The 8,118-nt window shown below is 68.6% G+C and carries 8 protein-coding genes and 1 pseudogene; all 9 read right to left on the reverse strand.

The window, feature by feature from the left end; genetic code table 11:
- Nucleotides 1-913 (reverse strand): pyridoxal phosphate-dependent decarboxylase family protein (locus AC1DEY_RS22210; protein ID WP_476869882.1); only part of this gene is annotated, 913 nt, incomplete at its 3' end.
- Between the two features lie 55 nt (nt 914-968).
- Nucleotides 969-1,763, reverse strand: a complete 795-nt coding sequence (locus tag AC1DEY_RS22215; protein ID WP_476869889.1) for a sulfite exporter TauE/SafE family protein — start codon at nt 1,761-1,763, stop codon at nt 969-971.
- A 19-nt stretch (nt 1,764-1,782) separates the two neighbouring features.
- A complete protein-coding gene (locus AC1DEY_RS22220) occupies nt 1,783-3,594 on the reverse strand; it encodes a proline--tRNA ligase (RefSeq protein ID WP_476869883.1) in 1,812 nt (603 codons plus the stop codon).
- Between the two features lie 438 nt (nt 3,595-4,032).
- Nucleotides 4,033-4,803 carry a hypothetical protein gene (locus AC1DEY_RS22225; protein WP_476869884.1) on the reverse strand — a complete coding sequence of 257 codons (771 nt, stop codon included), beginning with the start codon at nt 4,801-4,803 and terminating at the stop codon, nt 4,033-4,035.
- 39 nt (nt 4,804-4,842) lie between these two features.
- Entirely contained in the window at nt 4,843-5,730 is an 888-nt protein-coding gene (locus AC1DEY_RS22230) for a GNAT family N-acetyltransferase (protein ID WP_476869885.1), read from the reverse strand.
- Complete coding sequence (gene ispG, locus AC1DEY_RS22235; protein WP_476869886.1) at nt 5,693-6,859, reverse strand: flavodoxin-dependent (E)-4-hydroxy-3-methylbut-2-enyl-diphosphate synthase; 1,167 nt, start codon at nt 6,857-6,859, stop codon at nt 5,693-5,695. The genes AC1DEY_RS22230 and ispG overlap by 38 nt, the downstream gene beginning before the upstream one ends.
- 48 nt (nt 6,860-6,907) lie before the next feature.
- On the reverse strand, nt 6,908-7,198 hold the full coding sequence (locus AC1DEY_RS22240) for a YciI family protein (protein WP_476869887.1): 291 nt from the start codon (nt 7,196-7,198) through the stop codon (nt 6,908-6,910).
- A gap of 58 nt (nt 7,199-7,256) precedes the next feature.
- Complete coding sequence (locus AC1DEY_RS22245) at nt 7,257-7,778, reverse strand: hypothetical protein (protein WP_476869888.1); 522 nt, start codon at nt 7,776-7,778, stop codon at nt 7,257-7,259.
- Nucleotides 7,775-8,118: pseudogene (locus AC1DEY_RS22250) on the reverse strand (MarR family transcriptional regulator); the annotation flags it as partial. The gene AC1DEY_RS22245 and the pseudogene AC1DEY_RS22250, both read right to left, overlap by 4 nt.

Here is an 8,118-nt window from a genome sequence, read left to right on the forward strand (position 1 = left end):
GCACGTTGAGGGTCTTGTGCGCATCCGTCCCCCACGAATCGGCCAGCCCGAGTCCGGCGGTCAGGGCGGACAGTTCGGGCACAGCAGCTGCCCAGAGTCCGAACGCCCCGTCCACGTGCACCCAGGCGCCATGGGCCTTCGCGACGGCGATGGCCTCGACGAAGGGGTCGAAGGCGCCCGAATGCAGGTTCCCGGCCTGCAGGCACACGAGCAGTGGGACCGGGCTGCCCTCCCCCGCACTGAGCGCGAGGTCCAGGGCACAATCCAGCTCGGCCGGGATGATGCGCCCCTGGCGGTCGGAGGGCACCAGGGCGGGACGTCCGAGGCCCAGATAGCGCAGGCCGAGGTCGATGGTGTCGTGGCGTTCCTGTCCCACGAAGCAGCGGATCCGGGGCGCGCCGGCGAGTCCGTCGCCGTCGAGGTCCCACCCGGCATCGGCCATGAGCCGCCAGCGGGCGGCGGCGAGGCCGGTGAAGTTGGCCATGGTGGCGCCGGTGGCAAAACCAACGCCGGACTCTTCRGGGAGCCCGAGAAGCTCAAGGATCCAGTGGCCGGCGGCTTCCTCGATTGCGGCGGTCGCGGGCGTGGCGAAGCGCAGCCCGGCGTTCTGGTCCCAGGCACTGACCAGCCAGTCCGCAGCCAGCGCCGCCGGCAGCGTGCCGCCGATGACCCAACCGAAGAACCGTCCGGACGGCATGGCCATCAGCCCGGGTTCGGCTTTCGCCGCGAGGTAATCCACCACTTCGGCGGCCGGCAYGCCGGTCTGGGGCAGCGGACCGCCGAAGTCGGCGGCCAGCTCGGCGGCCGTGGCCTGCGGTCCGATGYGGCGTGTGCCCTGGCTCTCGAGCCACCGGCGTGCGTGCCGGGCCGCGGCTTCGAGGGCATCCCTGTAACGTTCCTCGCCTGCTGACATAGCTGCATGCTACGCCCGGCGCCAGCGGACCGGGAGCCCCTCGCRGAGCCGTTGATYAGGTGAAGTTGTCCTGCCAGACGTCGGAGCCGAGCTTGATGATCAGCGCGGCAACRACCACCAGGAAGACGATGCGGATGAAGCGGCTGCCCTGCCGGACGGCGGTCCGGGCACCGATGTASCCGCCGGCCATATTTGCCGCCCCCAGCAGCAGCCCCAGKCCCCACAGCACCGCGCCGTGAGGCACGAAGAACAGCAGGGCGCCGGCGTTCGTGGCCACGTTCACGATCTTGGCCTTGGCGCTGGCCTCCAGGAAGGCGTAGCCCATGGCCGAGACGAGCGCGATGATCAGGAACGAGCCCGTTCCGGGTCCGATCAGCCCGTCATAGAAGCCGATCGCGCCACCGATCAGGCAGGCCACCACATAGTGCCGGTGCCCTTCGTGGCGCAGCTTGGTCAGCTGGCCGACGCTGGGTTGGAAGGCGGTGAAGAGGGCGACGGCGATCAGTGCGGCCACGATGATTGGCTTGAAGACGCTCGCGGGCAGGTTGGCGGCCAGCACCGCACCGCCGTAGCTGCCCGCCATCGCGATCGCCGCCATGGGCAGGGCGGTGCGCAGATCGGGCCGGACACGGCCGTAATACGTGACCGCGCTCGTGGTGGTGCCGAAGATGGACCCCATCTTGTTGGTKGCCAGCGCCTGCACCGGGCTGATGCCSGGCACSAGGAGCATSGCCGGGAGCTGGATGAGCCCGCCGCCGCCGACCACGGCGTCGACCCAGCCCGCCGCCAGACCAGCCAGAATGACCAGGACGACGGTGCCGAGCTGGATCGACTCGAGACCGGAAACCACTAGTGGGAACTGTGSAGCATCAGCCGTTGCGCACGGCGTTGACCACGTAGTCAACAGCCTTGTCAACGGCTACGTTCTCGGCGTCGCCGCTGCGGCGGTCCTTGATYTCCACGACGCCGTCCACGAGTCCGCGCCCGACGGCGAGGATGGTGGGGACGCCGACGAGTTCGGCGTCGCCGAACTTCACGCCGGGGGAAACCTTGGGGCGGTCGTCATAGATGACGTCGAGGCCGGCGGCTTCCAGTTCCAGGGACAGCTTCTCGGCGGCCGCGAAAATCTCCTCGCCGCGGCCCACGGCCACAACATGGACGTCGGCCGGGGCGACGGCGCGCGGCCAGACCAGGCCCTTGTCGTCGTGGTTGGACTCGGCCAGGGCAGCCACMGCGCGGGTGACGCCGACGCCGTAGGAGCCCATGGTCACCACGACCTGCTTGCCGTTCTGGTCCAGGACYTTCAGGTCCAGGGCCGCGGCGTACTTCCGGCCCAGCTGGAAGATGTGGCCCATTTCGATGCCGCGGGCGGTTTCGAGCGGGCCGGAACCGTCCGGAGCCTCATCGCCGGCGCGCACATCGGTGCACTCGATGACGCCGTCCCAGCCGAAGTCGCGTCCGGCGACGAGGCCGAACACGTGCTTGCCGGCCTCATTGGCGCCGGTGACCCAGGCGGAGCCGCTGACGACGCGGGGATCCACGAGGTAGAGCAGCTTCGCGGCGCCCTCGGTGCCCAGCAGCGGCGCGTCCAGTGACATGCCGGGGCCGAGGTAGCCCTTGACGATCAGGGGCTGCTTCTTGAGGTCGTCGTCGTTGGCGGCTTCGAGCGTGATYTCGCCGSCGATSGGCAGGAAGGATCCAATGTTCGCTTCGACGCGCTTGAGGTCCACGCCGCGGTCGCCCKGGAGGCCGATCACGACGAGCTGGCGYTCACCGGTCGGCAGCGTCACGGCGAGCACGACGTTCTTGAGCGTGTCGGCGGCGGTCCAGGGGCCGCCGYCGGCCTCWGCCCGCGGAACCAGGACGTTGGCGGCGTCGACRAGCGTTTCGATGGTGGGCGTGTCCGGGGTGTCCCGGAYATCRGCGGCCGGTGCGTTGCTGAAGTCGATKTCTGCGGGGAYCACGGTGGTGACGGCYTCGACGTTGGCCGCGTAGCCGCCGGCGGAGCGCACGAACGTGTCCTCRCCGATCTCGGTGGGGTGCAGGAATTCCTCGCTCTTGGACCCRCCCATGGCGCCGGCGGTGGCAGCAACCGGAATAACTTCAAGGCCCAGGCGCTCGAAGATCTTCAGGTACGCGCCGCGGTGGGCGGCGTAGCTGGCGTCCAGTCCGGCGTCGTCGACGTCGAAGGAGTAGGAATCCTTCATGATGAAYTCGCGGCCGCGCAGCAGGCCTGCCCGGGGGCGTGCCTCGTCGCGGTACTTGTTCTGGATCTGGTAGATGCTCAGCGGCAGGTCCTTGTACGAGGAGTACAGGTCCTTGACCAGCAGGGTGAACATTTCCTCGTGCGTGGGTGCCAGGAGGTAGTCGTTGCCCTTGCGGTCCTTGAGCCGGAAGATGCCCTCGCCGTATTCGGTCCAGCGGTTGGTGGCCTCGTAGGGCTCCTTGGGCAGCAGCGCCGGGAAGTGGACTTCCTGGGCTCCGATGGCGGTCATTTCCTCGCGGATGACCTGCTCCACCTTGCGCAGGACACTCAGTCCCAGCGGCAGCCAGGTGTAGATGCCCGGGGCCGCGCGGCGGATGTAGCCGGCKCGGACCAGGAGCCGRTGGCTGGCCACCTCGGCGTCGGCGGGATCTTCGCGCAGGGTGCGCAGGAACAGCTGGGAGAGTCGAAGGACCACAGGTGGGGTATCCGTTTCTGGGGAAGTGCGGGCAAAGCCTAAGAAAAGCGTCTAGATACTAATCTACCGTCCTGAMGGCCCCCGCTTGCCCCGATGCCCTGCCGCGAWGCACTGTTGCGTGGCCTGCCGCCGCAGCGCCCATGGCACGGAAGAKGACAGGAAAGAGCCACGCCATAACTGATGGAAGCCCCTGGCCGTTTCCAGCTGGTCATCCCGTCATGGCGTGGCTCCCGTGGCCCCAGCACCCCCAGATCTCAGGCTGCGAGCTACTTGGTGTCGCCTCCAGGCGTCGCCTTCCCCGGAATWTTCGCCGGGGAATGCRCGCGCCTTTGCGACACGGCTAGGTAGAACCTATGTGACACGGCGCCCGGAATCAAGAGTCTGCACCCGGTTAATTTCAGCAGTGTCGCTGTAGGACCGGTCCGGGCTCCGGGCGGCTTATTTCCCGACCAGMGCGGCGGCCTCGTCCAGCATCTTTCCCGCCCGGGTCACTGCCTCGGCCTCGCTGGCTCCACCCGCGGCGACGACGGTGACGAGAACGCCGCCCTGGAGCACCTGCCCGGTGATCGCGGACTGCTTTCGGCCGTCCGCCAGGGCGGTGTCCGTCCGGTACGCGACGCTGCCCGGGGTGGTGCCGAGTCCGTCCAGCTTGGTCAGTTTGAGGTCCACCTTGGTCCCGCCGGTGGTGAACGACATGGCTGAGCAYTTGTTGAGGACCTCGCCCTGGGCGATTCCCTGTTCAAGGACCTTGGAGTCGGCGCGGTAGGCCAGGGAGACCCCGGTGCTGGCGCCTGTCGCCGCGTCCTGGGACACGCCCGCCGCRACCGCCGTGCCTTCGCTCGAYGCCGCCTGCCCGCCCAGGGCCAGCGGCGCGCACTCTRCGGGTTCCACCGAGATCGATGCCAGCATGGACTTTGCCTGGTYAATGGATTTCTGGAGGTCGGCGCCCGACATCATGGTGAGCGGCTTGCCCTGCGCGTCCTTCAACTGCGCCACGATGGCCGTCAGTTCGGCGCTCGTGTACGCCTTGGCCTGCGTCTGCGTGGGAGTCGGCGTGCTTGCCTGGCTGGGCGCCGGGCTTCCAGCCTGGGCTTGCGCACTCTTGGCGGCGTCCGGCGAGCCGCCGGGGGTGCCGCACGCGGACAGCCCCAGGGCGCCCCAGGCGAGTAGTGCCGAGGCACCGGCAATGCGCAGCGCTGACGTCTTCATGTTCCCCCAAGAACKAGACCGGTCGCCGGCRGCTGCCCGCTAGAAGAGCACTGTAGCGAACGTGCCCACCTGGCGGAAGCCCACCCGTTCGTAGGTGGCCCGCGCCCTGGCRTTGAAGCCGTTGACGTACAGGCTGGTGACCGGCGCCAGCGTCTGTGCGAGGACGACGACACCGGCCATGTAGCCCGCGCTCAGTCCCTGCCCGCGGAACTCTGGATTCATCCAGACGCCCTGGACCTGGGTCACTTCCGGCGTGACGGCGCCCAGCTCGGCCTTGAAGACGACGTCGCCGTTGGCGTTCAGGTGCACGAGTGAATGGCCYTGGCGGATGAGGCTCTTGACGCGCCGGCTGTAGTATTCCCGGCCGCCAAGGTAGGGCGAATAGCCCACTTCTTCTTCGAACATGGCCGCGCACGCGGGCAGGATCTTGTCGAAGTCGGCCAGTTGGCCAAAGCCGAGTGCAGGCTCCGGCCGGACAGCGGGCGGGCCCGAGATCGTCAGCAGGGGCTGGTTGTCCCGGACTTCATGGGCGCCCTGGCCGAGCCGCTCCAAGGCCGAGTGGATGGCCAGGACAGGCTCGGCCGGCCCGAAGATSGAGGCGTAGCGGCGCCCKGAGCGGTGCGCGGCCATCGCGATGAGGCCGGCGAGGTCCGCGTCCAGCTCGATCGGCACCAGGTTGGCGCCGGCCCAGCAGGCGCCAAGGAGGGTGCCGCCGTCGAACGCGCCAAAGATGCTGGCGCCCCCGGCCGTGGGCGCCGCCGTGCCGGCGCCCTCCAGGTGCGAGAGGATGAAGACGTTGGCGACGGCGTCCCGGTGGGCGAGCGCCAGCAGCGCTCCGGTGTCGGCGCCGCCCAGGGCCCTGACGACGACGCCGGGTGCGGCGTCGTCCCTACGAGACGCTAACCACGGGGCTACCCTTTGCAGCATCTTCGCCACCGGCGTCCCCCATCTCTTCAGCGATTCGCATGGCTTCTTCGATCAGTGTCTCAACAATCTGATCCTCGGGCACAGTTTTGATGACTTCGCCCCTGACGAAAATCTGGCCCTTGCCGTTACCTGAGGCGACGCCGAGGTCCGCTTCGCGGGCCTCGCCCGGGCCGTTCACGACGCAGCCCATGACGGCSACGCGCAGCGGGACCTCCATGCCTTCCAGGCCCGCGGTGACCTGCTCGGCAAGCGTGTAGACGTCCACCTGGGCGCGGCCGCAGGACGGGCACGAGACGATTTCCAGCTTGCGSGGGCGCAGGTTGAGCGACTGCAGGATCTGRTTGCCCACCTYGATTTCCTCGACCGGCGGGGCSGAGAGGGAGACMCGGATGGTGTCGCCGATCCCGCGGGAAAGCAGGGCGCCGAACGCCGTCGCGGACTTGATGGTGCCCTGGAAGGCCGGTCCGGCCTCGGTGACGCCAAGGTGCAACGGCCAGTCACCCTTTTCGGCCAGCATCTCGTAGGCGGCGACCATGATGACCGGGTCRTTGTGCTTGACGGAGATCTTGAAGTCGTGGAAGCCGTGTTCTTCAAACAGCGAGGCTTCCCAGACGGCGGATTCGACGAGGGCTTCCGGGGTGGCCTTGCCGTATTTCTTCATGATGCCCGGTTCCAGGGATCCTGCGTTGACGCCGATCCGGATCGASGTGCCGTGGTCCTTTGCGGCCCGGGCGATTTCCTTGACCTGGTCATCGAACTTGCGGATGTTTCCCGGGTTCACGCGCACGGCCGCACAGCCGGCCTCGATCGCGGCGAAGACGTACTTCGGCTGGAAGTGGATGTCCGCGATCACCGGGATCTGGGACTTCTTGGCGATGATCGGCAGGGCCTCGGCGTCATCGGCGGACGGGCAGGCGACACGCACGATGTCGCAGCCGGAGGCCGTGAGTTCGGCGATCTGCTGCAACGTGGCGTTGATGTCCGTGGTCGGCGTCGTGGTCATCGACTGGACGCTGATGGGCGAGTCGGAGCCGACGCCCACGGAACCCACCTTGATCTGGCGCGTCTTCCGGCGGGGGGCAAGGACGGGGGGCGGTGCTGACGGCATTCCCAGGCTGACCGAGGTCACGTGGACTCCCTTTTAGTAGCGATGTAAAGAAGGTGTGGGCGGAAGGGGCTAGGCGTGATCGGCCAGGAGACCGGTCAGCGGAGCCCACACCGTGGTGCGCGTGCCCGAGATGGCACCGGCGGCCGCGAAGGGGTCCTGCCGCAACAGGTCGTTCAAGGCCGCCTCGTCGGCCGCCTYGAAGATGAGCAGTGCACCTGCACCGTCGCCGTAGGGGCCGCTTGCCAGCAGGGCGCCCTCGCGGGCAAGTCCCGCCGTCCATTCACGGTGTGCCGGCCGGCTGGCATCGCGGACCTCGGAAGATTCGGCGTCGTACACGTACTCCACAGCAAAAACAGTCATACGGATACACTATCGCCCTGTTTGCCCGGTTCCCATCCGGGGACGCCCGGGCACGCTGTCAGCCGAAGACAAGGACCTTGGCTACGGCCGCCACGCCGGCTGCCCACAGCATGGATGTGAGGGTCCCGATGATGAACCGCTCGGCGGCGACCGGAGTCTCCTTCAACTCCGCAAACCGGCCCAGGCCCTTGATGGCCACGACGTAGGCGATGGCGACGGGCTGGCCGGCGAGGATGGCCAGGCACACCGCGAACCGTTCCAGGATGCCGATGATGGCGCCGCCGCGCAGGATCCGGGCGCTGCTGACGGTGTCGGCGGGCCCGGCCGCGTCACGCGCCGGGACAGCGTCCGGCGCCGGCTCCTGGCCGGCCCGTGTTTCGGGGTCAGTGGTGGAATCGGCGGAGGGGTCCTCGGCCGTGTCCGCGCCGGAAGCGCTCCCCCTGTCACCGGGTCTGTCACCGGCCCTGCCGTCAAGGGTGCGGTCGTCAATGGTGCGGGCGAGGCGGAACACCCCGGCGGTAACSGGCCAGCCGGCGAAGCCTGCTGTCAGCAGGGCCAGCGTGATCCAGAGGGCGTTCACGTGTCTCCTTCTGTCATGCCGGTCATCAGGCTGTCCGCGAGGGCCAGCAGCATTTCTGCCGCCGGCCTCGCCGCCCATTCTTCCTGCCAGCCGGAGCGCATGACCGCGCGGCTCACCGACTGCTCGGTGATTCCAAGTTTCTGGGCCGCAATTTTTTGGGTCCCATGAGTGCCGTTAGTGCCGTGCCGCACCGAGCGCAGCACGTCCACCACCTTCCATTGCGCCGCTGTCCGGTCCTGGACCAGCCGGCCAATCAACCGGAGCACCGCCTCTGCATTGGCGCAGGCGGCCGCCGCCCGGGACCTGGCCGCGCCGTTCGCGGCCGCCGCGGCACCTGCCC

This window comes from Arthrobacter sp. 05T47 (assembly GCF_056395825.1).